The sequence below is a fragment of the bacterium genome (genome assembly GCA_017744355.1).
GTDB lineage: Bacteria > Cyanobacteriota > Sericytochromatia > S15B-MN24 > UBA4093 > JAGIBK01.
In genome coordinates this window covers 107,846-133,126 of the sequence record JAGIBK010000004.1, presented here as the reverse complement: position 1 = coordinate 133,126, position 25,281 = coordinate 107,846, and the positions used below count along the sequence as shown (strand labels likewise).

25 protein-coding genes are annotated in these 25,281 nt (G+C 68.4%); 11 read left to right on the top strand and 14 right to left on the bottom strand.

What is annotated here, in order from left to right:
• Positions 1 to 54: 54 nt before the first annotated feature.
• The 4 genes from J7643_11550 to J7643_11535 form a co-directional block, all read right to left on the bottom strand.
• The gene (locus J7643_11550; GenBank protein MBO9541214.1) at positions 55 to 252 is read right to left on the bottom strand and encodes a hypothetical protein; all 198 of its coding nucleotides are present in this window, start codon (positions 250 to 252) and stop codon (positions 55 to 57) included.
• Positions 253 to 328: 76 nt separating this feature from the next.
• Entirely contained in the window at positions 329 to 817 is a 489-nt protein-coding gene (locus J7643_11545; protein ID MBO9541213.1) for a GNAT family N-acetyltransferase, read from the bottom strand.
• A gap of 3 nt (positions 818 to 820) precedes the next feature.
• Complete coding sequence (gene polX, locus J7643_11540; protein MBO9541212.1) at positions 821 to 2,554, bottom strand: DNA polymerase/3'-5' exonuclease PolX; 1,734 nt, start codon at positions 2,552 to 2,554, stop codon at positions 821 to 823.
• A 109-nt stretch (positions 2,555 to 2,663) separates the two neighbouring features.
• Positions 2,664 to 3,518, bottom strand: a complete 855-nt coding sequence (locus tag J7643_11535) for a hypothetical protein (protein ID MBO9541211.1) — start codon at positions 3,516 to 3,518, stop codon at positions 2,664 to 2,666.
• 202 nt (positions 3,519 to 3,720) lie between these two features.
• Here J7643_11535 and J7643_11530 point away from each other — a divergent pair, with 202 nt between their 5' ends.
• From J7643_11530 to J7643_11520, 3 genes are read left to right on the top strand one after another with little or no spacing between them, the layout of a single operon-like run.
• The gene (locus tag J7643_11530) at positions 3,721 to 7,029 is read left to right on the top strand and encodes a tetratricopeptide repeat protein (GenBank protein ID MBO9541210.1); all 3,309 of its coding nucleotides are present in this window, start codon (positions 3,721 to 3,723) and stop codon (positions 7,027 to 7,029) included.
• Positions 7,026 to 7,673 (top strand): hypothetical protein, encoded by a 648-nt coding sequence (locus J7643_11525; protein MBO9541209.1) that lies wholly within the window; start codon positions 7,026 to 7,028, stop codon positions 7,671 to 7,673. Before J7643_11530 ends, J7643_11525 begins: the two co-directional genes overlap by 4 nt.
• 31 nt (positions 7,674 to 7,704) lie before the next feature.
• Positions 7,705 to 9,138 (top strand): hypothetical protein, encoded by a 1,434-nt coding sequence (locus J7643_11520; GenBank protein ID MBO9541208.1) that lies wholly within the window; start codon positions 7,705 to 7,707, stop codon positions 9,136 to 9,138.
• Between the two features lie 49 nt (positions 9,139 to 9,187).
• Here J7643_11520 and J7643_11515 read toward each other — a convergent pair whose 3' ends face one another.
• The gene (locus J7643_11515) at positions 9,188 to 9,994 is read right to left on the bottom strand and encodes a M48 family metalloprotease (GenBank protein ID MBO9541207.1); all 807 of its coding nucleotides are present in this window, start codon (positions 9,992 to 9,994) and stop codon (positions 9,188 to 9,190) included.
• A 266-nt stretch (positions 9,995 to 10,260) separates the two neighbouring features.
• Here J7643_11515 and J7643_11510 point away from each other — a divergent pair, with 266 nt between their 5' ends.
• Entirely contained in the window at positions 10,261 to 11,100 is an 840-nt protein-coding gene (locus J7643_11510) for a helix-turn-helix transcriptional regulator (GenBank protein ID MBO9541206.1), read from the top strand.
• A 105-nt stretch (positions 11,101 to 11,205) separates the two neighbouring features.
• Positions 11,206 to 11,595: a response regulator gene (locus tag J7643_11505; protein MBO9541205.1), complete on the top strand. Its 390-nt coding sequence runs from the start codon at positions 11,206 to 11,208 to the stop codon at positions 11,593 to 11,595.
• On the opposite strand, the gene J7643_11500 is transcribed toward J7643_11505, so the two are convergent.
• From J7643_11500 to J7643_11480, 5 genes are all read right to left on the bottom strand, one after another.
• Entirely contained in the window at positions 11,592 to 12,728 is a 1,137-nt protein-coding gene (locus tag J7643_11500) for a HAMP domain-containing histidine kinase (protein ID MBO9541204.1), read from the bottom strand. The genes J7643_11505 and J7643_11500 overlap by 4 nt on opposite strands.
• Before the next feature lie 213 nt (positions 12,729 to 12,941).
• The gene (gene ndk / locus J7643_11495; protein ID MBO9541203.1) at positions 12,942 to 13,391 is read right to left on the bottom strand and encodes a nucleoside-diphosphate kinase; all 450 of its coding nucleotides are present in this window, start codon (positions 13,389 to 13,391) and stop codon (positions 12,942 to 12,944) included.
• Between the two features lie 36 nt (positions 13,392 to 13,427).
• Complete coding sequence (locus J7643_11490; GenBank protein ID MBO9541202.1) at positions 13,428 to 14,393, bottom strand: transketolase family protein; 966 nt, start codon at positions 14,391 to 14,393, stop codon at positions 13,428 to 13,430.
• Positions 14,393 to 15,223 carry a transketolase gene (locus J7643_11485; GenBank protein MBO9541201.1) on the bottom strand — a complete coding sequence of 277 codons (831 nt, stop codon included), beginning with the start codon at positions 15,221 to 15,223 and terminating at the stop codon, positions 14,393 to 14,395. The genes J7643_11490 and J7643_11485 overlap by 1 nt, the downstream gene beginning before the upstream one ends.
• 130 nt (positions 15,224 to 15,353) lie before the next feature.
• Positions 15,354 to 16,817, bottom strand: coding sequence for a DUF4127 family protein (locus J7643_11480; GenBank protein ID MBO9541200.1), 1,464 nt, complete (start codon positions 16,815 to 16,817; stop codon positions 15,354 to 15,356).
• 222 nt (positions 16,818 to 17,039) lie between these two features.
• On the opposite strand from J7643_11480, the gene J7643_11475 reads away from it, so the two are divergent.
• Positions 17,040 to 17,330, top strand: coding sequence for a stage V sporulation protein S (locus tag J7643_11475; GenBank protein ID MBO9541199.1), 291 nt, complete (start codon positions 17,040 to 17,042; stop codon positions 17,328 to 17,330).
• Here J7643_11475 and J7643_11470 read toward each other — a convergent pair.
• The 4 genes from J7643_11470 to J7643_11455 are packed head-to-tail and all read right to left on the bottom strand — an operon-like array spanning position 17,327 to position 20,356.
• The gene (locus J7643_11470; GenBank protein ID MBO9541198.1) at positions 17,327 to 18,181 is read right to left on the bottom strand and encodes an NAD(+)/NADH kinase; all 855 of its coding nucleotides are present in this window, start codon (positions 18,179 to 18,181) and stop codon (positions 17,327 to 17,329) included. The genes J7643_11475 and J7643_11470 overlap by 4 nt on opposite strands.
• A complete protein-coding gene (locus J7643_11465; GenBank protein ID MBO9541197.1) occupies positions 18,178 to 19,011 on the bottom strand; it encodes a TlyA family RNA methyltransferase in 834 nt (277 codons plus the stop codon). Before J7643_11465 ends, J7643_11470 begins: the two co-directional genes overlap by 4 nt.
• Positions 19,012 to 19,016: 5 nt before the next feature.
• Positions 19,017 to 19,457, bottom strand: a complete 441-nt coding sequence (locus J7643_11460) for a divergent PAP2 family protein (GenBank protein ID MBO9541196.1) — start codon at positions 19,455 to 19,457, stop codon at positions 19,017 to 19,019.
• Complete coding sequence (locus tag J7643_11455) at positions 19,457 to 20,356, bottom strand: polyprenyl synthetase family protein (protein MBO9541195.1); 900 nt, start codon at positions 20,354 to 20,356, stop codon at positions 19,457 to 19,459. The genes J7643_11460 and J7643_11455 overlap by 1 nt, the downstream gene beginning before the upstream one ends.
• Before the next feature lie 267 nt (positions 20,357 to 20,623).
• Here J7643_11455 and J7643_11450 point away from each other — a divergent pair, with 267 nt between their 5' ends.
• The 5 genes from J7643_11450 to J7643_11430 all read left to right on the top strand — a co-directional run bounded on the left by J7643_11450 (position 20,624) and on the right by J7643_11430 (position 25,281).
• Positions 20,624 to 21,628, top strand: coding sequence for a hypothetical protein (locus J7643_11450; GenBank protein ID MBO9541194.1), 1,005 nt, complete (start codon positions 20,624 to 20,626; stop codon positions 21,626 to 21,628).
• A gap of 67 nt (positions 21,629 to 21,695) precedes the next feature.
• A complete protein-coding gene (locus J7643_11445; GenBank protein ID MBO9541193.1) occupies positions 21,696 to 23,510 on the top strand; it encodes an S-layer homology domain-containing protein in 1,815 nt (604 codons plus the stop codon).
• Between the two features lie 89 nt (positions 23,511 to 23,599).
• A complete protein-coding gene (locus tag J7643_11440; protein MBO9541192.1) occupies positions 23,600 to 23,935 on the top strand; it encodes an MliC family protein in 336 nt (111 codons plus the stop codon).
• A 109-nt stretch (positions 23,936 to 24,044) separates the two neighbouring features.
• Positions 24,045 to 24,983 carry a hypothetical protein gene (locus J7643_11435; GenBank protein ID MBO9541191.1) on the top strand — a complete coding sequence of 313 codons (939 nt, stop codon included), beginning with the start codon at positions 24,045 to 24,047 and terminating at the stop codon, positions 24,981 to 24,983.
• Between the two features lie 91 nt (positions 24,984 to 25,074).
• On the top strand, positions 25,075 to 25,281 hold the full coding sequence (locus J7643_11430) for a hypothetical protein (GenBank protein ID MBO9541190.1): 207 nt from the start codon (positions 25,075 to 25,077) through the stop codon (positions 25,279 to 25,281).

Below are 25,281 nucleotides of genomic sequence, written 5' to 3'. Positions count from 1 at the left end.
CCAAACACACAAGCGCCCCCTCGCACGCGAGGGGGCGCTGCTGTTGTGAGAGCCTTACTCGTTCAGGTTCCGGTAGGCGCGATCGCGCTGCGGCGGCTCGTCGTGCACCTCGCGGCCGCTGACGATCTCGGCCCCTTGCGCGTCGTCCCGGCGCAAGGGGATCTCGGCGACGAACTCCTCGAGGTCGTCGGTCTCGGCTTCGAGCCGCGCCTGGTTGAACGGGGGGATGGGCTGTTTCTTTGGGACAGGCATCCGACACCTCCTCACACTCCCCTTCGGGCGGGGTGTGGGGAGGATAGCGCGCCGCAGGGGGCGTGACAACCCGCGATTAAAAGCGCAGCTCGCGGAGGTGGACCTGGCAGTCCACCCCGTTGATGGCGAGCGTCTTGCGCTCGCCGGTGTCCGTCAGGCCGCAAGCTTTCCAGAAGGAGAAGGCCTGGACGTTGCCCGCCACGATTCCTAGCTTGACCCGCTCGAAGGGGCCCGCGGCCACCCATTCGAGCCACTGGGAGAACGCCTTGCGCCCGAGCCCCTGCCCGTGCAGGTCCCCCCGGATGAGGAGCAGGCCCAGATAGGCGGTCGAGGCGTCGGGGTGCCCCAGCAGGAAGTCCAGGTGCCCGATGAGCGCTTCCCCCTGGTAGATGCCCCAGACGTGGTGCGACTCGCCGACCCCCGGCGCGTCCTTGAGGGCCTTCTTCGCCTCGTCGGTGCCCAGCCCCCCGAAGAGGGCGAAGTAGTCGGGCACGGTGGCGTAGAGGGCCTGCAGGGCGCGCGCGTCCCAAGGCTTTAGCTCCTTGAACGCCAGGTGCTCGGCCATGGGTCAGGAAACCAGGGCCCCGGCGCGGCGCGCGGCGAGGCGATCGCGCAGGGCTTCGAGCGTCAGGCAGTTGAGCACCTGGGCGGGCTGGACGCCGCCCTTGCGGGCGATCCCCACCCCGAAGCGGGTGTCCTGCAGGCCGTCGATGGAGTGGGCGTCCGGGTTGATGGCGATGGTGACCCCGAGCTCCAGGGCGCGCCGGAGGTGCCGCCAGTCGATGTCGAGGCGGTGGGGGTTGGCGTTGAGCTCGATGACCACCCCGTGCTCGGCGGCGGCCTTGAAAACCTGCTCCAAGTCGAGGGCGTAGGGCTCGCGGCCCAGGAGGAGGCGGCCCGTCATGTGCCCCAGCATGGTGACGTGGGGGTTGGAGAGGGCCTTGACCACTCGCGCGGTCATGGCCTGCTCGTCGAGCCCGAAGCGGGAGTGGACGCTCGCGATGACGAAGTCGAAGCTCGAGAGGGTCTCGTCGTCGTAGTCGAGGCTGCCGTCCGCGAGGATGTCGGCCTCGATTCCCTTGAGCAGGGTGATGCCCGAAAGCTCGGCGTTGACCTTGTCGATCTCGGCGTGTTGCTCGCGGATGCGATCGCGGGTCAGGCCCTGGGCGTAGACCGCGGCCTCCGAGTGGTCCGAGATGCCGAGGTAGCGGTAGCCGAGGGCCTGGGCCGCGCGGGCCATGGCCTCGACGCTCGCGCCGCCGTCCGAGTAGGTGGTGTGGACGTGGAAGACGCCCTGGAGATCGTCGAGCGTGACCAGCTCGGGCAGGGGGCCCGCCTCGGCCAGGGTGACCTCGTTGAGCCCCTCGCGCAGCTCGGGCGGCACGTAGGCGAGATCCAGCTTGGCGAAGAGCTCGGCTTCGTCACGGCAGGGGATCAGCTCGTCGCCGCGCCACAGGCCGTACTCGTTGAGCTTGAGGCCGCGATCCTGCGCGCGCTGGCGCAGAAGGGTGTTGTGCTCCTTGCTGCCGGTGAAGTGATGCAGGGTGAAGGGGTACTGTTCGTCGCTCACCACCCGCAGGTCCACCGAGAGGCCGTTGTCGAGACGCACCGAGCTCTTGGTCGTGCCGTGCCCGATGACCTCGACGACCCGGGGCAGGGCGACGAAGGCGGCCATGACGCTCGCGGGGTCGTCGCTCGACGCCACCAGGTCCACGTCCTTGACCGTCTCCTTGCAGCGGCGCAAGGAGCCTGCGATCGCGGCGCGCTGGACGCTCGGATGATTCGAGACGGCCGAGAGCAGCCCTTCGGCCGTCTCGATGACGTCGGCGTACAGGAAGCGCCCGAGGTTCTGCTTGAAGAGGCGGATGCCCGCGAGGATCTTGTCCTGGGTCTTGGCCCCAAAGCCCTTGAGCGAGACCAACCGGTTCTCGTTGCAGGCGTACTCCAGCTCGCCGACCGAGGCGACGCCCAGGCCTTCGTGGATGGCCTTGATCTTCTTGGGGCCGAGGTTGGGGATGCCGAGCATCTCGACGAGCCCCGCGGGGGTCGAAGCCATCAGCTCGGCATGGACCGAGGAGGCGCCGGTCTTGACCATCTCGCCGATCACCTCGGCGAGCCCCGCGCCGATCCCCTTGACGGAGGTCAGCTTGCCCTCGGCGACGAGGCCCGAGAGGTCCAGGTCGGTGGTTTCGAGCAGGCGAGCGCCGCCGGAGAAGGCGCGGACCTTGAAGGGGTTCTCGCCCTTCAGCTCCATGAGGGTGGCGATCGCTTCGAGGGTGTGGGCGACGGTCTTCTTGTCCATGGGGGCTCCATCCGCAAGGCTGGGGGATCCTCCCTCCAGTTTAGAGCGTGCGGGCGTACCCCGTAAAGGAAGCGGGGGCGCCATAGGCGCCCCCGCTTCACAGGTCCTCTTAGCGGTGCTCGGGGTGGCTCATCCCGCCGCCGCCGCCCATTGTGGCGTTGGCGACGAGCATCAGCTCGGTCCCGATTCGATCGACCATCTGGCCGGCCTGCTTGGTGGCGCTGGCCGAGCGGCTCTCGATCGCCCCGACCAGCTTGCGGCTGTCCTGCTGGAGCGCCTTGACGTGCTTGACCTCGTTGCTCTGGGCCGTCATGCCCTGGGCGACCAGGGCCAGCCCGGCCATCTTGAGGTGCTGGTCCACGTCCCGGGCGTGGTTGACGGCGGTCGCGAAGTCGCGGCCAGCGAGCGCCGACTGGGTCATGGCCGCGGAGTCACCGGCGCTGGCGAGCAGCTCGGTCGCGGACTTCATCGGGCGGGCCATGGCCCCGCCGCCGCCCATGGGCATCGCACTCGCCATCTGGTCGTAGAAGGTGACGAAGCGCGAGACCAGGATGGCGCTGCCCTTGAGGGCCGCGTTGCGATCGCCCATCATGCTGTCGAGCTTGTCGGCTTCGCTGCGGATGGCGCTGAGCCGGTCCGTCATGGGCTTGTCGAGCTTCGCGCCCGACTGCTCGAGGTGGGCGATGATGAGCTTGACGTTGGCGAGGTGGTTCTTGGCCATGTCCTCCATGTCCATCGCCAGGGCGGATTGGACGTTGAGGGCCTCGGAGTAGGCGTGATCGAGCTGGCCTTTGACCGAGAGGCCGCCGGGCAGCATCTGCTGCATGCCGGTCATCTTCTGGTTCTGGCGCTGTTGCTGCTGGGTACCAGCGGCCTGGGCGAGGTGGTTCTTGGCGAATGCGGCGGGAGCGACGCCGACGACGAGCGCGAGGGCGAGCGGGATCATGCGGGTGGCGCGATGCATCAAGTCAAGCTTCCTTTCTGAGTGAGGGCACGGAAAGAAGAGAGAGAAGAGAGCGAAATTTTAGAGATTTGTTTCCAAATGATAAGCTTAAAATAACTTAACGGTCAAGCATTTGCCGAGCCGGATCGACCCGACGAAAGCGAGTAGGCATAAGCTATAATCGACGAGCCCGTTTCCCTCGTGAGAGCCTTGTGAGAACCGCGTGACCTGTCCTCATTGCCAGGCGCCCAGCGTCCCCCATGCCCGTTTTTGCGCCCAGTGCGGTGTACGCCTCGTCGACGTCAGCGCCAGCGCCGGCGATCGCCGGGTGGTGACGGTGCTCTTCACCGACGTGTCGGGCTTCACCGCCATGAGCGAGAAGCTCGACCCCGAAGCCGTCACAGCCATCGTCAACCGTTTCTTCGAGGTGCTCACCGAGCCCATCTACCGCTTCGGTGGGGTGGTCGACAAGTACATCGGCGATGCGATCATGGCCCTCTTCGGGGCCCCCATCGCCCACGAGGATGACCCGGAGCGAGCGCTGGCCGCCGCCTGGGAGATGCAGCAGGCGGCACGTATCTTTGCCGACAGGCTCGAAGCCGATACCGGCATCCGCTTGCGGGTCCGGGTAGGGCTGCACACCGGCCTGGTCATTGCCGGCGAGGTCGGTGGCGAGCAAAAGCGTGACTACACGGTCCAGGGGGAGACGGTCAGCCTCGCCTCCCGGATGGAGGCCCACGCCACGCCGGGAGCGATCCTCGTCAGCGAGGCAACCTACCGTCTGACGCGGCAGGCCTGGCACTACGCGGAACGCGACGCCGTTTCGATCCCGGGCCGCACGGCCGCCGTTCGCGCCTTCGAACCCCTGGGCCCCCAGGCTCGTGACGCCGGGGCGCGGCGCGAACGGGTTGCCTTCGTGGGGCGCGGGTCCGAGCTTTCCCTCCTGCATGCGGCCTGCGAGAAGATGATGGCCGGGACGCCCCAGGCGGTCTGGGTGAGCGGCGAGGCAGGCGTCGGCAAGAGCCGCCTGGTGCGCGAGGCCCTCGCGCGCTTCGAAGGAGTCCGGATTCTGCGCGCGCGCTGCCTCTCCTACCGCCGGGCAACGAGCGACGGCCTCATCGCTGCCTTGCTCGAAGACTGGCTCGGCGAAGAGGGGCTTGCGGGTCTCGAGGGCTGGTGCCGGACGCAGGGAGCCGCCGACGCCGCGCGCGAGGCGGAATTGCTCGGGTACTTCTTGGGGCGCGAGATCCAGAGCGCCGAGCTGCGCCAGCTCTCCGCCCAGGCCCTGCGCGGCCTCGCCCTCCAGACCCTCGACCAGCGCTTGTTATCGCTCGAGGGGCCCTTGGTCCTCTCCCTGTCGGATTTGCAGTGGGCCGACGAGGCGTCGCGCGATTGGCTCGTCGCTTTCGTGCGCCGCCTGGCTCGCGCCGAGCGCCCGCTCAGACTCTTGGTCCTGGGGCAGAGCCGCTTGCCGAGCGATCTGGCCGCCTTCGAGGCGACGGGCCTCGACGCGACGTCGCTGCTCCTCGCGTCGCTCGCGCGCGCCGAGAGCGACGCGCTCATCCGGGAGTTCTTGGGCCTCGGCACCGAGGACGAGGCGGCCGGCTGCGAGGAGGTCCTCGCCGAGGTGGCCGCGCGTGCCGAGGGCAACCCGCTCTATCTGTGCGAGCTCTTGCGATCGCTGGTCGAGGCGGGGGCGCTGGTGCGGCAGGCAAATGGTTGGCGCCTGGATCCGGAGCGTCGACCGGGGGCTTTGCCGACCACCATCCAGGGGGTCGTCGCCGCGCGCGTGGATCGCCTCTCGGTCACCGCGCGCCGGGCGCTCCAGGTGGGAGCGGTGATGGGGCGGGAGTTCTCGTCTTCCCTGCTCTGCGCGGTGGCCGGCTTGCCTGCGCCCGAGGCCGCCCTCGGCGAGCTGACGCGGGCTGACCTGATCCATCCGCGTGCCAGGCAGACCGACCTCTACGCCTTCAACCAGGCGCTCATCCAAGAGGTGGCCTACGAGGGCATCCTGCTCAAGGAGCGACGCCTGTTGCATGGGCGGGTGGGCCATCGCCTGGAGGCCGAAATCCAGGGGCAGCCGGGCGAGAAGGCGGCGCTCCTGGCGCTGCACTTCCTGCGGGCCGAGGCGTGGCCTCAGGCGCTGCGCTACCAGCTGGCGGCGGGCCTGTTCGCCCAGCGCCGCTTCGATGCGCCCGGCAGCCGCGCGCACCTCGAAGAGGCCCTGACCCTGCGCGAGCGCCTCTCGTACGAGGATGCCCCGACGCCGAGCGCCAGCGAGATCCACGCGGCCCTGGCGGCCGCCGAGAGCACGCTTGGCTCCTACCCCGTCGCGCTGGACCACCTGGCGCGGGCCCTCGACGGAGCCGCCTCGGGCACCGAGCGCTCGGGCATTCGGCGCGCCGAAGGCGGGATCCACGAGCGGCTCGGCCGTTACGAGGAGGCCATCGCCTGCTACCAGGCGGGGCTTGCCGACTTGGCGGCAGGCGAGGCGCCCGAGCGTGCCGCCCTCCTGGGGGCGATCGCCTACGCCGAGGTCGGTCTCGGTCGCTTCGAGGCGGCGATCGCACGCTGTCAGACGGCGGCCGAGGGCCTGGGCGCCGAGGAGGCGCGCAAGGATCTGGCCTTCTGCCACTCGGTGACGGGCATCGCCCTGGGCAAGCTGGGGCGCTACCCGGAGGCCCTCGGCGCCCACCGGCGGGCGCTTGTGCTGCGCGAGGCCTGCGAGGACACCCTCGGGGTCGGCTCGTCCTGCAACAACCTCTTCCAGCTCCACTACGAGCTCGGCGAGTTCGAGGAGGCCCGTCGCTTCATCGAGCGAGCCATCGCGGCCTTCACCCGGGTGGGCGACCAGAGCCGCATCGCCATGGGCCACAGCAACCTGGGCGCCCTGCTCCTGGAGCAGGACGAGCTGGCGGCCGCCGAGGCGCACTTCCGCGAGGCCCTGGCCATCTGCCGCCGCATCGGCTTCGCCTCGCGCGAGGGCGGGATCCTCTGCAACCTGGGCGAGGCCTGCTCCAAGCAGGGGCGCCACGCCGAGGCGATCGCCCTCATCGCGGACGGCCTGCGTGCCCTCGAAGCCCTGCGCAACGCCGAGATCCTGGGTGAGGGCTACCGCTTGCTCGCAGAGGCTTGCCTCGCCGACGCGCAGCCCCAGGCCGCCTGGGAGGCCATCGTGCGCGGCATCCGGCTGGTGGGGCGCGGCAAGAGCGAGGCGCAGCGGGCCGTCTTCTGGGCGCTCGCCGGGGAGGCCTTCTTGCGAGCGGGGCGTCATGCGCAGGCGAACAGGCATCTTCAGCGGGCCATCCACCGCCTCTCGATGCTCGGCAATCGGCTGGAGCTCGGCCGTGCCCGCTTCCGTCTCGCGCGTGCCCACCAAGCGGCCGGTTGCGCCCAAGAAGCGGCCGAGCAGGCTGAAGCCGCCGCTGCGCTTTTCAAAGCGCTGAGTGCCCGCTATGATCAAAGGGCCCTGTCGGCGTGGTGTCATGCCAGTGCGCTCGCCTCGCCCGCGTCCCCCGAGGAGGTTTCATGATCCGCCGTACGATCGCCCTCGTTTTGCCCCTCGCGCTCAGCGGCTGCACCGGCTTGCTCGGCGAGCTGGGGGGCGGCACCACCGTCAGCGGCCTCATCAAGGCCCCCGAGACGCAGCAGGCGGCCATCGCCTTCACCGACGCCTACCGGATCGCCGGGACGATTGCCGGCGAGCGGGCGGTCCCCGAGGCCGAGGTCCGTGCCTACGCGGCCGACGGCAACGCCATCGGCGCGGCGGTCAAGGCCAACAAGTCGGGCCTCTTCGAGATCAAGGGCCTGCCCAGCGGCAAGGCCGTGATCCTGGTGGCGACCACCAAGGCCAAGAGCGGCGGCACCCTGCGCATCACCGCCTTCGTCAAGCCCGCCGGCACCAGCACGGCGCGCGACCTCAACACGGCCTCGACCATCGTCGCCGACAAGCTCAAGGCCAGCCTGTCGGCCGCGAAGCTCGAGGCGGTCTCCCAGAACGACGTGGACATCCTCGAAGGCCGCGTCAGCAACTCTCTCGATACCGCCGACATCCCGGACCTCTCCAAGGACGGGGCCGCAGTCGCCGCTTTCGGCAAGGTCGAGCAGAAGAATTCGAGCATCGCCAACGCCTTCGCCTCGATCAGCGAGGGCCGCGCGGTCGCGTCCGTACGCTGACAAAGGCCCCTCTTTCGCGCATCATGACCCCATGACGAGCCGCGCCTGCGCCCTGCTGCTCGGCTTGACCGTCACCCTGGCGGCCTGCACGAGCCTCCCGACCACTCCCGTCACGGCCCGCACCGCGTGGGCCGCGGGGGGGCTGGTTCGGCAGTTCGTCTTGCCCGCGGGCGAGGCCATGCGCGTGGAGCTCGGCGAGGCCAACCGTCTCTTGATGGCCGTCAGCGCGGCCCACGCCGAGGCCCCGGCCTTCCAGTTCAGGATCCAGCACCAGCATCCCACTCAGGGCGAGGCCCGCTTCCGGGAGTCGGGCGCTCGGCTTGCCCAAGAGCCCGGCGCCCTCGACTGGGAGCCGGTGCGGCGGGTGCAGGCGGCCGCGGAGACCGAGACCTTCTGGGTCAACATCGGGGACTCGACCGAGGCGGGCGATCGGAAGCGCACGGCCAAGCGAAGGCTCACCACCGCCCACGCCAACTTCTACGTGGACGCCGAGGGGGCCGAGGGCATCACCGACGATCAGCTCAAGCGCCTCGGGGAGGCCTTCGAGAGCCGAATCTACGGCACCGTGACCGGCACCTTCGGGGCCGAACCCAAGACCGATCCATCGGGCGAGAGCCGGGTCTACGTGGTCCTCTCGCCCGCGGTGGACAACTTCGGCAAGGACAAGGGCCTGATGGGCTACTTCTGGAGCCGGGACCTGCTCTCGCCTGCTGCGACCGGGCCGCGCGCCCATACCAACCAGAAGAAGGTCATCTTCTTGACCAGCCGGCTCTTCGAGCAGCCCGCCCAGACCGTCTTCGGGACGCTCGCCCACGAGTTCACCCACCTCTGCGTCTTCAACCAGAAGGTGCTCGTGCCCAACCGCGCCACTCCCGAGGAGACCTGGCTCGACGAGGGCTGGGCGATGCTCGCCATGGACCTGTGCGGGTATGGGCTGCGCGGGGGCAACGAGGCGATCGCGCGGGACATCAAGCGCTTCGAGGAGGCCCCTGCCGAATACTCGCTCACCGACTGGGCGGGAAACCCCAATGGCTTCTCGTACGGCCTGAGCTACCTCTTTGCTCGCTACCTCTACGATCGCTTCGGCGCCGAGGTGGTCAAGGACGCCCTGGCGGCACCCGCGACGGGAGTGGGCGCGGTCCAAGGGGGGCTCGTCAAGCGCGAGGCGAGCTTCCAGGACGTGTACTCGGACTGGACGGTGGCCAACGCCGTGAGCGGCCTGAAGCTCACCGATGATCGGCGCTTCTCGTACGCGAGCGACGTGAACCTGAGGGGCACCTACGGCGGCCTCACCCTCGGTGGGGTCCAGGCCCGTCCCGTCGCCGACTTTCAGAAGGGGCTACCCGGCACCCTGCGTCCCTGGAGCACCACCTATTACGACTTGAAGGCCCCCGCCAAGCGTACGTGGGCCTTCGAGTTCCGCTCGGGCTCGGCGCTGTTCGGCGGGGCGATCGTTTTGCCTTAAACCTGAGAAAAGAGCCGCAGGCATTAGCGCCTGCGGCTCTTTTGCTAAATCAGCGCAGAGGCGCGGTGCGGGAGAGGAAGCTCTCGGCTTCCTGGCTGCGGGCGTTGAGCCCGAGCTTCGTGATCTCGGCGTCGAGGGCGGCGACCCGTTCGGAGATGACCGGGTGGTCCCCGAAGGCCTCGAAGGCCTTGGGCGTGTCACCGACGGTCTGCGCGAGGGTCGTCAGGAAGGAGCCCAGCCCCCGGGGGTCGTAGCCCGCCGCGTTGGAGTAGATGGCCCCGTAGTGGTCGGCGTCCGACTCGAGGCCGCGGCTGTAGCCCTTGAGGACCAAGGAGGCTGCAATCTTGCCCGCTTGCTGGACCATCGCCGGCGTGCTGCCGAGGGCGGCCGTCGTGATGCCCTGGGCGACCATGGCCGCGCGCAGGCTGTCGACACCGTGCTTGCGCGCCACGTGCACGACCTCGTGCGCGAGCACCCCGGCAAGCTCCGCCTCGTTCTTCATGGCCTTGAGGGCCGCGGTGGTGATGAAGATCTCGCCGCCCGGCAGGGCGAAGGCGTTGAGCTCGTCACTCTGGATCACGTGGAAGGTGTAGGGCAGATCCGAACGATCGGAGCGCGCGGCGACCTTCTTGCCCACCGCGTCCACGTAGGCGTTGACCTCGGCGTTCCCGTAGGGTGGGGTCTTGGGGTCGGCGAGCACTTCTTGGGCGGCGGATCGCCCGATCTGGATCTCTTGCTCGTCTGTGATGGGTAAGAGCGCCTGGCCGGCCTGTAGGCCGCCCGCCAGGATCTGGCTGCAGGCCGGGACCGTTCCCAACATGGCCGCCAGACAAACCGCCTTCAAGAATCGTTGCATGATGCCTCCTTCTGTCGCCATTCCCATGACGGGGCACCGGGGCGACAGGTTCCATCCGGCATTCTAGCCCATTCGGCGCGCTTAGGCCATTCGTCTTTGATGTCGGGACGAAAGTCCTTATTTGGTGTGATTTTGTCGTTCCTATGTTAAATTTTTGACTTGAATCCAGGTGTGAAGCGCGCTCTGTGCTATAGTAAGCCCATCAAGTCGCCCCTCCCTCGTACCGCTGCTCCTGGCAGCATTCCTTTATGAAAGGGTGATCGTCAGTGACGTACCGTAGTCGTGCTCTCAACCGGATGCCCGCCCGTGGCGAGGGGCCCAGCACCTCGCGGCCGCGGAGCCCGTCGATCGACATCCTCAAGCGTGCCCTCGAGGTCGCCGGCGTCAACCGCAAGACCTTCGTCAAGGAGACGGAGCTCAGCTACGAGTACGTCTCGCGCATCTTCAACTCCAAGGTGAAGTTCCCGACCGTGCGTGAGACCCTCGAGCGCTTCGCCGAGGTCGCCAAGATCGATCCCATGGTCTTCCCCGAGTACCAGCAGCTCGTCAGCGTGCTGCCCGAGTCGACCCGCAAGCTCTGGAACCGCCTCCAAGAGGTGGGCTTGACCCGTCAGGAGTTCGCGAACCGCGTCGACATCTCGCGCACCTACATGTACGAGATCCTGCGTGGGGACGTGCCCTTCCCCCGCAACCCCGAGGTCATCGAGAAGATCGCCGAGGTCCTCGAGGTCGCGCCCGAGACCTTCGGCGAGTATCTGGCCCCGGTCCAGGACTGGGCCGAGCGCAACCCGCTGGCCATCGAGCACGTCTTCATGAACCTGCTCGTCACCAAGATGCTGATCGCCCGCGGCCACCTCAAGGAAGGCGGCTCGGCCGAGAAGATCTCCGACGAGATGCTCTCGATCTTCCCGGCCGAGGACCGCTACGAGCCCGTCGTCCGCAAGATCATGGCGGCCATGGGCAAGGGCGGCTACGACGTCCGCAAGCTCGCCCTCGAGGCGGACGTGCCCGAGCGTGACGTGCGTCTGCTGCTGATGGGCCAGATCCAGACCGAGGATCTGCCCGAGACCGCCCGCAAGCTCAAGGAGCTCCTCAAGGTCTCCTAGGAGGAGTCCTGAGCGGCGCCTCGCTCATCGGGTCCGATCTGTGTTAGCATCACCGGGAGTAAGCTTGCTTGCTTCCGGTGATGCTTTTTTGTGAAGGGGGCGCGCATGGCCAACCGCGACATCCTATTGGTCGAGGACAACCCCGATACGGTCGAGTTCTTGATCCGGCGCCTCAACGACGCGGGCTATTCGACCCGCATCGCCCGCAACGGCCTCGAGGCCCTGCGGGCGGTGGCCGCCGAGCCGCCGGCCGCCATCATCCTCGACATTCACCTGCCCCTGATGAACGGCGACGACCTTTGCCGGGAGATCCGCAAGGATCCGCGCACCGCCAAGATCCCCGTCATCTTCGTGACCGCCGAGTCCGAGGAGCGGGTGCGCGACCTCTTGGAGCCGGGCACGACCCTGTGCCTCGAGAAGGCCATCAAGGTCAAGTCCTTGCTGCAGGCCCTGGAGCAACTGGGCGTCCATCCCACGCCGGCCCCTTCCGCCTAGCGAAGCGGGACGAGGGGCAAGAGGACCCGGAAGCTGCTGCCCTGCCCCAAGGTGCTGTCGACCGAGATGCCCCCCAAGAGGCGCCGCACGATGTGTGCGACCTGACAGAGCCCGACCCCGCTGCCCTCGACATCCGTACGCCCCCGGACCCCCGGCTCGAAGAGCTGGGACTGTACGTCCGGGGCGATGCCGCTGCCGCTGTCCCGGACCACGAGACAGGCGTTTCGCCCCGCGGTGCCGAGGCTGATGGCGATCTTGCCGCCCGGCGGGGTGTACTTCAGGGCGTTCGAGAGCAGGTTGCAGACGATGGTGGAGACATCTGCCTCGTCGGCCGTCACGTGCAGGGGGGCTGCCGGCAGATCGATCCGCAGGCTCAGCTCGCGCCGCGCGAAGGCGTCTTGCCAGATGGCGATCGTCTCGCGCAGGATGCGGCTGCTGTCGCACCCCGGCTCGGAGCCTTGCGCCCCGGCCCCGATCTCGCGGCGCAACCGCTGGCGCATGCGGGTGAATTGCCGCTCGATCAAGAGGAGGTGCCCCAGCTCTTCGAGGCTGGGGAGACGCTCTTGGAGGGCTTCGGTGGCGAAGACCGCCGGGGTCATGTCGTTGATGAGGTCGTGGTAGATGCCTTTCTGCTGCTCCGTTTGGGCCTGGAGCTTGGCGGCGAGGCGCTTGCACTGGGCTTCGCGGCGCTGGGCCAGGCGCGCCTGGAAGGCCAGGGCTTGAGCTCGTTGCTCACTGATCGCCTCGTCGAGCGCCGTTTGCCAGCGCTCGAATAGGCTCTCGAAGCGTCGCCATTCCAGAGGAGAGAGGGGCTGATCGGCGCGGCCGATCAGGTAATCGAGCGTTGCGCCCTCGTAGCGCAACGAGCCGATGGCGACGATCTCGGTGCGGCACTCCGCATCGACCTGGGCGCCATGCTCCGTCCAGTGGAGCGGGGCGATCGGGAAGCTTGAAGGGAGCTTGCCAGCGGCCGCGAGGATGACCCCCGGCTCGTCGGGTAGCCTGAGGCAGGCCCAGGTGGAGTCGGCCCGGAACTGGGCGCAGAGAGAGTGAGTGAGGGTCTCGATCAGGTACGGAGCCAGGCCACAGAAGGCCTCCTCGAGTGGGCGCTCTGCTGTGCTCAGCTGGATCATGGCGCCTCCCGTCGTGACGCGGCGCGGTCGACGTCGACCGGCGGCTTGGAGGGGAACCAGACCAATCCGATTAATTTATGTTGGGAGGATGTCTTGTATTTTAAGATATATTTCGTGCGGCGGAGCGTAAGCGGATCGTGAGGTTTTGCCGCTTGTCCCTATAGCAACGCGCCGCGGCCCACGAGGGGCCGCGGCGCGAAGGCGGGTGCGCGTTTACTCGGTGATCCAGGTATCGATGGCGCGCGAGTAGGTGAGGAGCTCTTCGGGCTTGAAGAAGATGCCCAGCTCACGCGCGGCGCTCTCGGGAGCGTCCGACCCGTGGATGATGTTGCGGCCGATGTCCGAGGCGAAGTCGCCGCGGATCGAGCCGGTGGCCGACTGGGCGGGGTTGGTGGCGCCCATCATGGTGCGGGCGGTCGAGATGACGTTCTTGCCTTCCCACGCCATGGCGACGATGGGGCCCGAGGTGATGAAGTCGACGAGGCCGCCGAAGAAGGGCTTGCCGGCGTGCTCACCGTAGTGGGTCTCGGCCTGCTCGCGGGTGACCTGCATCAGCTTGAGGCCGATGAGCTTGAAGCCCTTCTTCTCGAAGCGGCCGATGATCTCGCCGACGAGACCGCGCTGGACGCCGTCGGGCTTGACGGCAAGGAAAGTGCGTTCCATGGTGCTTGTGGGTTCCTTTCTACGTGTGGGGTGATTTTAGCGCTTCTTGGCGATCGCCTGGCGCGCAGCGCGCGCGACGTCGACGCCAAGCAGGCCGTACTTCTCGAGGAGGGCGTCCGCGGTGCCGGACTCGCCGTAGGTGTCCTGGGTGCCGACCCGGATGACGGGGACGGGGCACTCTTCGGCGAGGACTTCGCAGACCGCGCCGCCCAGGCCGCCGATGACGTTGTGCTCCTCGGCGGTGACCACGGCGCCGCAGGTGCGGGCGGCGGCCACCAGGGCCTCGCGGTCGATGGGCTTGATCGAGCCCATGTTGATCACGGTCGCCTCGATGCCTTCGGCGGCGAGCTCCTCGGCGGCCTGCATGGCCTGGTAGACCAGGACGCCGCAGGCGACGAGGGCGACGTCCTTGCCCTGGCGCAGGATCTCGGCGCGGCCGATCTTGAAGTCGATGGGGCCTTCACGCTTGATGACGGGCACCGCGGGGCGGCCGAGGCGGATGTAGACGGGGCCGACATGCTCGGCGGCCGCCCGGACCATGGCCTCGGTCTCGGGGCCGTCGGCGGGCACGAGCACCGTCAGGTCGGGGATGACGCGGGTGATCGCGATGTCCTCGAGGATCTGGTGGGTCGCGCCGTCCTCACCGAGGGTGAGGCCCGCGTGGGTGGCGGCGATCTTGACGTTGAGGTTCATGTGGCCCGCGGAGTTGCGGACCATCTCCCAGGCCTTGCCGACCGCGAACATGGCAAAGGAGCTCGCGAAGGCGACCTTGCCGGCGAGCGCGAAGCCGCAGGCGGTGTCGATCAGGTTCTGCTCGGCGATCCCGACGTTGAAGAAGCGGTCGGGGAACTCGTCGGCGAAGTACTTGGTCATGGTCGAGCCGGCAAGATCCGCGTCGAGCACGACGATGTCGGAGCGCTCACGACCGAGCTGGCGAAGGGTCTCGCCGTAGGCGGTGCGGGTCGCGATCTTGTCCTTGGTGTTGACGACGGGTGCAGCCATTAGCTCAGCTCCTTCAGGGCGATCTCGGCCTCCTCGGCGGAGGGGGCGGTACCGTGCCACTTGACGACGTTCTCCATGTAGGAGACGCCCTTGCCCTTCACGGTCTTGGCGACGATGCAGGTGGGCTGGCCGACCATGGGGCTCGCCTTGGCCTTGTCGAGGGCCTCGAGGATCTGGCCGAAGTCGTGGCCGTCGATCTCGAGGACGTTCCAGCCGAAGGCGCGGAACTTCTCGGCCACGTCCCCCAGGGCCATGACCTTCTCGGTGGGGCCGTCGATCTGGAGGCCGTTGCGGTCCACGATGGCGACCAGGTTGCCGGTCTTGTAGTGGGCGGCCGACATGGCGGCTTCCCAGACCTGGCCTTCTTGGCACTCGCCGTCGCCCAACAGGGTGTAGACGCGGCTGTCGCTGCCGTCCATGCGCAGGGCGAGGGCCATGCCGTGGGCGAGCGAGAGGCCGTGGCCCAGGCTGCCGGTGGAGGCCTCGATGCCCGGGATCTTGTGCATGTCCACGTGGCCCTGGAGGCGAGTGTTGATCTTGCGCAGCGTCGTCAGCTCGCTGGGATCGATGTAGCCCGCCTCGACCATGACGGCGTAGAGGCCGGGGGCGCCGTGGCCCTTGGAGAGGACGAAGCGATCGCGCTCGGCCCAGTCGGGGCGCTTGGGATCGTGCCGCATGTGGGCGAAGTAGAGCGCCACCAGGATGTCGGTGCACGAGAGGCTCGTGCCCGGGTGGCCGCTCTTGCCGTCGCGGACCATGGTGATGATGTGGCGCCGGGTGGCGCGGGCGCGTTCGGCGAGTTCGGCGTAGCGTGCCGAGGTCTGGGGGATCGTCTGCTCCAAGTGTGCGCTCCTTCGTGCGTGAGCTCCGCCGCGAGGCGGTCCAAAAGGGCGGCCTATCAGGCTTCGACCTGCATCATATCACAGACCGCGCCTCCCCTGCTCGGCTCTTGAGAGGGGGTCATGCCTCCACCTTGAGGTCCACCTCGAACAGGCGTTTCCAGGGCAACTTCGCCGCGATCCGGCGGATCGGGTGCTGGGGGAAGCGTTCGCGCCAGAGGGCCTCAAGGCGCGGACCGACACTCGCTTCGAGCTGGGGGATCGACGCGCCGGCCTTCAGTTCGGCGCGCAGCTCCTTGCGCAGGCAGGCCTGGTACAAGAGGTCGTCCGCCAGGCGCTCCAGCATGTACTGCTGCTGGGCTTTTTCGTCCCGGTGGGCGGGATCGAGCCAGGCGCTCGCCTGGGCGACCACGGTGCCGAGGGTGTTGCCCGCCGTGTTCCAGGCGGCGAAGGCCGCAAGGCGCGTCGGGTCCACGTCGTAACGAAAGAGGGCGAGATCCGCGCCGTTGGCGTAGGCCACGTCGGCGAGGGCCACTGGCTTGGAGCTCGACGCGAGCGCCCGGACGAAGGGTTCGAGGTCGCGTGGCGGGGTGTTCACCCGCTCCAGGTGCAGATCCAGCACCAGATCCCCCTGGCCGCTCGCAGGGGTGTTGGCCATCAGGGCGAAGTCGGCCGTATCGAGCGAAGGGACGACCTCGCCCCCCACCGCCCGGACCTGAGAGGCGATGGTCTTTTCGAGGGGGCGATCCTCGTACATGGGCACGAGGGTGCCCCCCTCGGGGGTGGAGGTTTGGACGAAGAACCGTGGGTGCTGGCCGCGCACCCGGTTGAGGTGGCGGCCGACCAGGACGCTTGCGACCTCGTCGGCGCCCGGGTAGACCAGCACCTTGTCCCCGACGCCAGCCTGTTCGATCTTCGAAACCAGCCCCCGCTGCTCGCGCACGTTGAGGCCGAAGCGGCCCGTGTCGTCCTGGGTCAGGAGGAGGGCTTCGAAGCAGCCCTCGGCCGCCCAGTCGATCATCAAGCGGGTGATGGCGACGTTGCGCCGGCGGGTCGCGAGGTAGTCCTCGAGGATGTCGTCGGGGATGCTTTCGCGGGCCGTCTCGGCCGTGAGGCGGTCGGCTTCGAGCCCCTCCTGCTCGTACTTGTCCTGGTGGTAGGAGTAGGCGTAGATGGCGCGGCCGTGGGTGGCCCAGTAGGGCTTCTCTTCTTCGACGGCGGCCTCGGCCGAGAGGCGCATGGTGATGCTGAAGGCGTAGAGGGAGAGCTCAGGGTGTCGCTGCTTGAGGGCGCGCAGGCGCTCGAGCCGCTCGCGGATCACCTCGAAGGGCTCGGCGGACTGGCGGCTCGGGATGAGCCCGCCGTACCCCAGGGTGTCGAGGGCGACGACGGCCCCCCCGGCCTCGGCGGCGTGGGCCTCGAGCCAGGCGAGCAAGGAATCGGGATCGGCGGGGCGCTCGAGGTTGCCCATGGCCTCGCGGGACGGGCGGAGGACCGAAAGCCGGCCGATGGCGGCGATCTCGGCGGGAAGGCGGTAGGTGGCCGGCCGGTCGTCGAGGGGGATGAGCAAGAGAGGGCGGGACATGAAGGAGCCTCCAGGCGAGGTCGTCGAGGGGGACGTCAGGGCGAGGGAAGAGGGGCGTCCTTGGCGCGGATGGCGGTGATCTGTCGGCACAATCGACCGATGACACTCCCTTCGTGAAAAACTATAATCCCCTCGCAAGCGGCGGAATGCCGCGGCCGGCAAGCGTTTTAACCCTGAGCCGGCAAGCCGCTGCCATGCGGCCGGGTAGAGGAGGGATCGTCGGTGTTATCGAATGCAACCAAAACAGGCCCCACGTTACTCAAGGTGTCTTCCAAGTCGAACCCGGCATCGGTCGCAGGGGCGATCGCCGGCATGATCCGCGAGACGGGTCGGTGCGAGGTCCAGGCCATCGGGGCCGGGGCCGTCAACCAGACCGTCAAGGCCATCGGCATCGCCCGGGGCTACGTGGCCCCCGGCGGCATCGACCTGGTCGCCGTCCCCGCTTTCCTCGACATCGAGGTCCAAGGAGAGGAACGTACCGCCATCCGCTTCATCATCGAGCCGCGGCCCTAGCAGGTACCGCCCGCGCCGTCGCTCCGGAGGCGATCGCCCCACTGGAGCTTGCGGCGCAGGGTCGTGAAGAAGTCCCGCGTCGAGAGCCGGACCATGCGGGTCACGTGCTCGGAACGGCGGAAGGTCATGGCGTCGCCCGGCTGTAGGTGGCCCACCGTGCGGCCATCCGCGGTCAGGATGGCGCCTTCGGCCCGCTCCTTGACCACGATCCGCACCGTCCGCTCGTCCGAAAGGACCAGGGGGCGTGCCGTCAGGGTGTGGGGGCAGATCGGCACGAAGATGAAGGCCGGCACGTCCGGGGCCATGATCGGCCCGTGGGCGGCCATGGCGTAGGCGGTCGAGCCGGTGGGGGTCGAGACGATGAAACCGTCGGCCCCGTAGGTCGCCACGTGCGAGGCGTCGGCGAAGACCTCGGCCTCGAGCATGCGGCCCGAGGCCCCCTTCAGCACGACCCCCTCGTTCAGGGCCAGCTCGCTTGCGACCACCTGGCCGTCGCGCACCAGCGCTACCTCCATCAGGGGGCGCTCCTCGATCGTGTAGTTCCCCGCCACCAGCCGTTCGAGGCCGGGGGCCAAATCCGGGTACGAGACCTCGGCCAAGAAGCCGAGCGTGCCCAGGTCCACCCCCAACAGGGGCGTCCGCCGGGCGGTCACCAGGCGTGCCGCCCGCAAGAAGGTGCCGTCGCCGCCGAGGACCACCACGGCGTCGACCGGGTCCATGTCCTGGGCCGCGCCCGGCACCACCACCGCCTCGCAGCCGAGCTGCTCGATGGTCCGCTGGACCTGGCCGACCAGGGCCCCGATCTCGGGCTTGGTGGCGTTGTAGACGACCCCGATCACTTTGGCGCTCATGCGGGGGCCCCTTCGAAAGCCTGGGCGTGGTGGGCCATTTCGACCACCTCGGCGTAGGAGGCGGGCGGAACGGGGGGCGGCGTGCGCCGCCAGTAGGCGAGGAACTCGATGTTGCCCTCGGGGCCCTTGATGGGCGAGTGGGTCAGGCCCCACAGGTACAGGCCGAGGGCCTTTGCCGCCGCATCCACCTCTTCGAGCACCCGCTCGTGGACCTTGGCGTCGCGGACCACCCCGCCCTTGCCCACGTCTGCCTTGCCCGCCTGGAACTGGGGCTTGACCAGGGCGACCACGTCGCCCGGGGGGATGAGGAGGGCATGGATGGCGGGCAGGACCTTCTCGAGGCCGATGAACGACACGTCGATCACGCACAGGTCGGGAAGCTCGGCCGGATCCTCCGAGAGGGCCTCGGGGGTCAGGTGCCGGACGTTGGTCCGCTCCATGACGACCACCCGGGGGTCTTGTCTCAGCTCCCAGGCGAGTTGCCCGTAGCCCACGTCCACCGCGTAGACCTTGCGCGCGCCGCGCCGCAGGAGCAGGTCGGTGAAGCCCCCGGTGGAGGCCCCGGCGTCCATGGCGCACCGGCCTTCGGCCGAGATGCCGAAGGTGTCGAGGGCCTTTTCGAGCTTGAGGCCGCCGCGCGAGGCGTAGCCCGGGCCCTTGCGCTCGACGGTGAGGGCGGCTTCGGGGTCGGTGGGGGTGCCGGGCTTGGTGACGCTGAGGCCTCCGACCTTGACCCAGCCGGCGATCACGGCCCGCTGGGCTTGCTCGCGGCTCGGGAAGTGGCCCAGCTGGACCAGGAGGGCGTCGAGGCGTTCTTTCTTCTTGGCCATGGGTGCTAGAGGTAGTTGAGGGCGTTGATCGCAAAGGCGACCGCGACCCCGAGGATCGCCCCGCCGATCACTTCGCGGGGGGTGTGGCCCAGCAGCTCCTTGAGGTGGCTTTCCTTGAAGGAGAGCGAGTGCTGGAGGTCCTCGACGATCTTGTTGAGGATGCGCGCCTGCTTGCCGGCGGCCTGGCGAACGCCTGCCGCGTCGTACATGACGATGAAGGCGAAGACCAGGCTCACGTCGAAGAGCAGCGAGTGGACCCCTTCGAGGATACCGACGGTGGTGGTCAGGCCGACGACCAGCCCCGTGTGGGAGCTGGGCATCCCGCCGGTGGTGACGAGGGTCCGGACGTCGATCTTGCGCTTCTTGAACCAGACCGTACCGAATTTAATGAGCTGGGCGAGGGTCAGGGAGACGACCCCGGCGATGAGCGCCTGGTTTGCGATCACTAGTGCTTACGCTCCGAAACGAACCGGGCGATGGCCCGGAGGGGGGTCGCGGCGGCGCCCAGGGGCGCAAGGGCTTCTTCAGCCAGGCGGATTTGGCGCTCGGCCTCGGCACGGGCGGCCTCGACGCCGTAGAGCGCCGGATAGGTCGCCTTCTGGACGGCGGCGTCCTTGCCCGGGCTCTTGCCCAGCTCCTCTGCGGTGCCCGTCAGGTCCAGGAGGTCGTCGACGATCTGGAAGGCGAGCCCCAGGGCCTCGGCGTAGGCGGTGAGGGCCGAAAGGGTGGCGTCGTCGGCCTCGGCGGCGTGAGCGCCCAGGCGGCATGCCACCCGCAGCAATTCGCCGGTCTTGTGGCGGTGGATGTACTCGAGGGTTTCCTTGTCGATGGGCTGGCCTTCGGAGCGCACGTCCACCACCTGGCCTGCGACCATGCCGAGGGTGGCACGGGCGAACTCGGCGATGGCGCCGGCGGCGCGCGCGGCCGGGATGTGGCGGGGCAGGTCCTCGGCGAGCACCTGGAAGGCGTAGGTCAGCAGGCCGTCACCCGCCAAGAGGGCGAGGGCTTCGCCGTAGACCACGTGGTTGGTGGGGCGGCCCCGGCGCAGGGTGTCGTTGTCCATGCAGGGCAGGTCGTCGTGGACCAGGCTCTGGGTGTGGACCAGCTCCATGGCGCAGGCGGCCCCCATGGCGGCCTCGGGGCGGCCGCCCGCGGCTTCGCACGCGGCGAGCACCAGCAGGGGGCGCAGACGCTTGCCGCCTGCCACGACGCTGTAGGCCATCGCCTCCCAGAGAGGCTCGGGGCGCCGGGGCGCAAGCAGGGCCGTGAGCGCCTCTTCGACGCGCGCGGCGCGGTCGTCCCAGTAGGCGCTCAGCGAGAAGGTTTCGGTCGCCGAATCCAAAATCAAGTCCTTCCTATTGACCGTTCCAGGCGGCGTGAAGGGCGTGGCACGGGTGCCCGAGCGGGGAGTTCCCGCTAGCCTGACGATTATACCGCACCGTCGCTTTCTTGTGCCTCCGGCGCCCCTTGCGTGCGGGGGCTTGCGCGCACGCCGATGTGATAAAATGACCGGAATGAACCGGGCTTGCGAGCGTTATTCGCTTGCCAAGAATACGATTCGTCGGGCTTCATGCCCGTGTCCGCCCACGTCGTCTTCGAAGAGGAACCACTTTTGAAACACGCCTTCGCGCTTTCCGTCGGCCTCGTCGCCCTGACCTTCGGCGCCGCTTCGCCGGCCATGGCCCAGATGAAGACCTCCAAGCCCGCTGCCCCCAAGGTGGTCGCCCCCGCGACCTCGTCGGCCACCCCCTCGGCCGAGGTGCTGCCCGCGACCCCGTCGGCGACCACTTCGCTGCCGGTCGCGGCCGCTCCCGCGGCCCCTGCGGGTGGTGGCTTCTCGTGGCCCAAGTCGCCCGTGCCCATCAGCGTCGGGGCGAACTATGACTTCGGCGGCTCCCTGAACACCGGCGGCTTCGAGGCCCTGAGCGTTTCGGGCGGCGGCGCCACGACCCAGGTGCCCGGTCTCGGCAACGCCAAGCCTGCTGCCTCGGGCTACGGCTTCGGCGCCGAACTCGGTCTGCCCGTCGTGACCCTCGGCGCGCGCATGCAGAACTATGCGTTCGAGGCCAACCCCGCGGCGACCTTCAACGACCCGGCCGTGCCCCAGGGCGCGACCGTGACCAAGCCCGCGACCCTCGGCGCCTTCCTGCCGACCGCGTACCAGGAAGTCTACGCCAAGGTCTTCGGCCTCTCGCTGGGCTACCGCAACGAGACCTACGGCGGCGCCGGCAACTATGCGGGCACCTACGGCAACCTGATGCTCGGCCTTAACGTGATCGACTTCAGCCTGCTCGACACCCTTGGCGTGAACGTCGGCCTCAAGGGCGGTTACTCGCTCAGCAAGCCTTCGACCCTGCCGACCGGTATCATCCACGTGCCGGTGGATGGGGACGCCAACGTCTCCTTCAAGCTCGCCATGATCAAGGCCAAGCTCGGCTACAAGGCCGCTGCTGCGGTCAACGCGGCGCCTGGCGACCTCTTCTCGGCCCTGCTCAACCCCGGCTCGCTGGTGCCCTCGGATGGCAGCGGCGTGCCCCAGGAGAAGTTCGACAACCTGACGGCGACCCGCTACGGCCTCTACACCGGTCCGTACCTGGGCATCGAGCTCGGCTTCTAAGGCAATCCCATCTCGCAGGGGGCCCCGCGCGGGTCCCCTGCTTTCTCTATCGCAGCAGGAGGACACCATGCGCATGCGCCTTGCGACTCTCGCCGTCACGGTGGCGATCGCAGCCACCGGCGGCTTTGCCGCGCCGGCCTCGGCCTTCACCCCGGTCAGCGAGTTCAAGGACATCACCCCGGACCACTGGGCCTACAACGCGATCAAGGCGCTGGTCGAGAAGTACCAGATCATGGAGGGCTTCCCGGACAACACCTTCCGGGGCACCCGCACCATCTCGCGCTTCGAGCTCGCCGCAGCCCTCGCCAAGGTCATGGCCCGGGTCGAGGAGATGGTCGCCGCCGCCACCGGCGAGACGCCCCAACCCACCCGGCTCCAGCCCAACGTGAACGCCGACGACCTGCGCACCATCGCCAGGCTCCAGCAGGAGTTCAAGGACGAGCTGACCGGTCTCAAGGGCCGCGTGGACACCCAGGACCAGCGCCTGGCTTCGCTCGAGAAGCGCCTGCGCCTCGGGGGCTCGCTCGAAGCCCTCTACCGCACTTATACGGTGCAGCCCAACAAGCAGGCTTCCGAGCTGGACGACCTGCGGATCGCCACTCACCTGACCCTCGACACCGAGATGAGCCCGGACCTGTCCTACCGCGGGCAGCTCTCGATCTACAATGTGGGGGTCAAGCGCTTCGCCAACGGCTATCAGGGCACCGAGGGCGGCCAGTACAACGCCGCCACCGACACGGGCACGCCTCTCTACGTGCGCCGCTCCTACTTCTCGTGGACGCCTGCGGCGGTGTCGGTCCACGCGGGCGTGATGACCTTCTCGGACACCCTGCGCATCGGTTCGAGCCTCAAGAACGACTTCCGTTCGGGCCCCACCTGGATCCAGTCCCAGAGCGGCTACGGCTTCGTCGGCACTCCGCCCTTCCAGCCGCCGGCCGCGCCCAGCACGACCGATCAGGGGAGCCTGGTGCTCGCGCCGATCGATCCCCTCTCGGGGCTGCCCATCATCCCGGGCCGCGTCCACTGGAACCCGGGCGTGAACGTGGCCGAGGATCTGCTCGACCCCAACTCGGTCTGGGCGGTCAACTCGGGCGCGGCACCCGGCGCGGTCGTCTCGACGACCTTTGGCCCGGTCGAACTGGGCGCCGGTCTCACCTACGGCACGCCAGGGGCCTCCACCCAGCTTGCGCTCTCGGATCTGCCCCGCACCTTCCCCATGATCGCGGAGTACTACCAGGGCTATAGCCTGGCCAAGGCCGGGCTGGATTTGGGGATCGCGCGCATCGGGGCCTACGGCCGCGCCGACAATGGGGCGATCAGCCAGCTGACCAATGGCTCGGCGCCCGGCAAGGGCTGGGGGGCCACGATCGATCTGGGCACCGACGCACTGGGCCTGAGCCTGGGCTTCGCCGAGATGAACCGCCGCAGCGCCTTCGACTCCAACCGCTACGCGGAGTCGAGCGCGTTCCTGGTGACCAACAGCCTCTTCGGCACGGGCATCGGGCTCGGCATCGGCACCAAGCTGGGGGATTCGCCCGCAGCCAACCAGGCCGGGCGCGCCATGGCCTTTGTGGACTACGACTGGAGCTCGACCGGCGCTTACGTGCGGGTGCCGTTCTTCTCGGTGATCCCGACTTTGACCATCGCCGCTCAGCACTCGGGCCGCAGCCTGTTTGCGACCGACCTGGGCTCGGGTCTCTCGGCGATCGCCGAGATCCAGGTCTCGCCCGGGCTGCCCAACCTGTTCGTCGAGTACGACATGGGCCGGTTCTACGGCACTTCGACCACGCCGAGCGCGGATCCCGCCAAGGACAACCAGCTCATCGGCGGTAGCTTCCCGACCCACGAGCAGATCGTGATCGGGACCAGCGTGAAGTTCTAAGGGACTTCCGAACAGAAGAGATCGGCCGACAGCCTGGACCCGCTCGGTCCAGGCTGTCGGCGTCTCGGCACAAAGAAGGAGGAGGATGGATGTCCTGCCGTCAATTTGGGAAGGGAGCGGCCGGCGTGCTCTTGGTGGCGCTGGTGCTCGGGTGCAATCAAGCCAAGGAGAGCCGCCAGACCGAGAGCGCGCCCGAGACCTTCGTGTTTCGCTGCGCGGGGACATCGAGCGTCTCGGTTCACTACGAGCCGGAGGTTGCCGTGCTTCGCCTCTCCGATCGAGAGGTGCGCTTGCCGCAGGTCGTGTCGGGATCCGGAGCCCGCTACAGCGATGGGAAGACTACCTTCTGGACCAAGGGCGACACGGCCCGGCTGGAGGTGGATGGCCACGCGTTCGAGTGCAATCTTGAAGCCCCGGCGCGCTGACGCTTTCTGCTAGGCCGAAGGGGTGGATGCCTCTCTAGAGGCAATAGAACCCATGCCTGCTCGCTTTCGTCTCTTAGGTGGCTTTCCCTATTTTTACGAAAGGCCCAGGATGAGCGTTATCTCGAACCACTGCCTCTCTCGCACGACCTCGTGGGTGCTCCTGTGCGGGCTTCTGCTAGGCTTTGCCGCGCCCGCCTGGGCCCTGTCGCCTTCGGCTGCGCCCCAGGCCCCCGTCCGCGGGATAGTGGCCCAACCGGAGCCCGAGGCGGTGATCCGGGCCTTCATCCTGCAGCTTGCCGCGGGCCAAACCGAGCAGGCCTCGATGACCCTTGAGCCGGGGCTTGAGGCGCCTCGTCCTTACAGCAGCTGGTCGCACTTCTTCGAAGCGCTGCGAGGCGGTCAACTCGATCGGATCGAGCCCTGGCGCAAGGAGCTGTGGTCGGCGCAAGGCCGCGAGTATCGCGTCCACTACCGCGTGGGTTCCGGGCGGCCCGTGATCGCCTACGTGGGCATCCGAGCGCATGGGGACGGGCCGTGGCGGGTTTCGAGCTGGTCCTTTGTGCCGCAGCCGCGCCTCTCGGCCAAAGACCTCGGGCGGACGTACGCCGGAGCGGGGTATTGGCTTCGCTATCCCGACGCCTATCGCCTGCGCGTCACGGACGGCGCCGTCTCCCTTTTGGCACCCGGCGTGTCCGACCCCGTCATCTTCCTCTCCGTGCTGCCTCGCCCCGAGAATGCGCGCCAGATGGGGACCGAGGAGTACGTGCGCCAGTTCGGCCCGCTGAACATCGAGTCGGCCGACGAGTTGGTCCGGTTCGAGCGCTTCTCGCTGCCTGACGGTCACCCCGCATGGCTTGAGACTTGGCAAGGATTGAAGGGGCACCTGGGAGAAGATCGCCCTCGCGCGCTCGTCGTCGGGCCGCTCTATCTCGTCCCGCTGGATCCCGACGCTCAGCACTGGCTGATGATCCGTTGTCTGCCGGGCTATGAATCGGTGCTGGACGCGGTGGCTCGGAACGTGACGCTTTCGCGTCCGGCAGCCCGATAATACCGCCGTAAGCTTGCAAACACCTCGTCTTCAAGGAATCAGCCTATCGTTGCAGCCAGGATAGGTCGATTACCAGCAGAGGAGGGTCGAGGTGTTCAAGCGCGCGCTTTCGGTCGCCATCATCCTGGGGTGCGTCCTGGCCGCCAGTGGCTGCTACGCGACGTATCGCCACCACCCGGTCGTTTACGAGCCGGAGCCGCCGCAGGTGGTCCGGAAGGTCACGGTGGTGAAGATCAAGGAGAAAAAGAAGCCGCGCGGCCACGCGTATGGCCGTGAACGCAGGTGGGGAGACGATTAG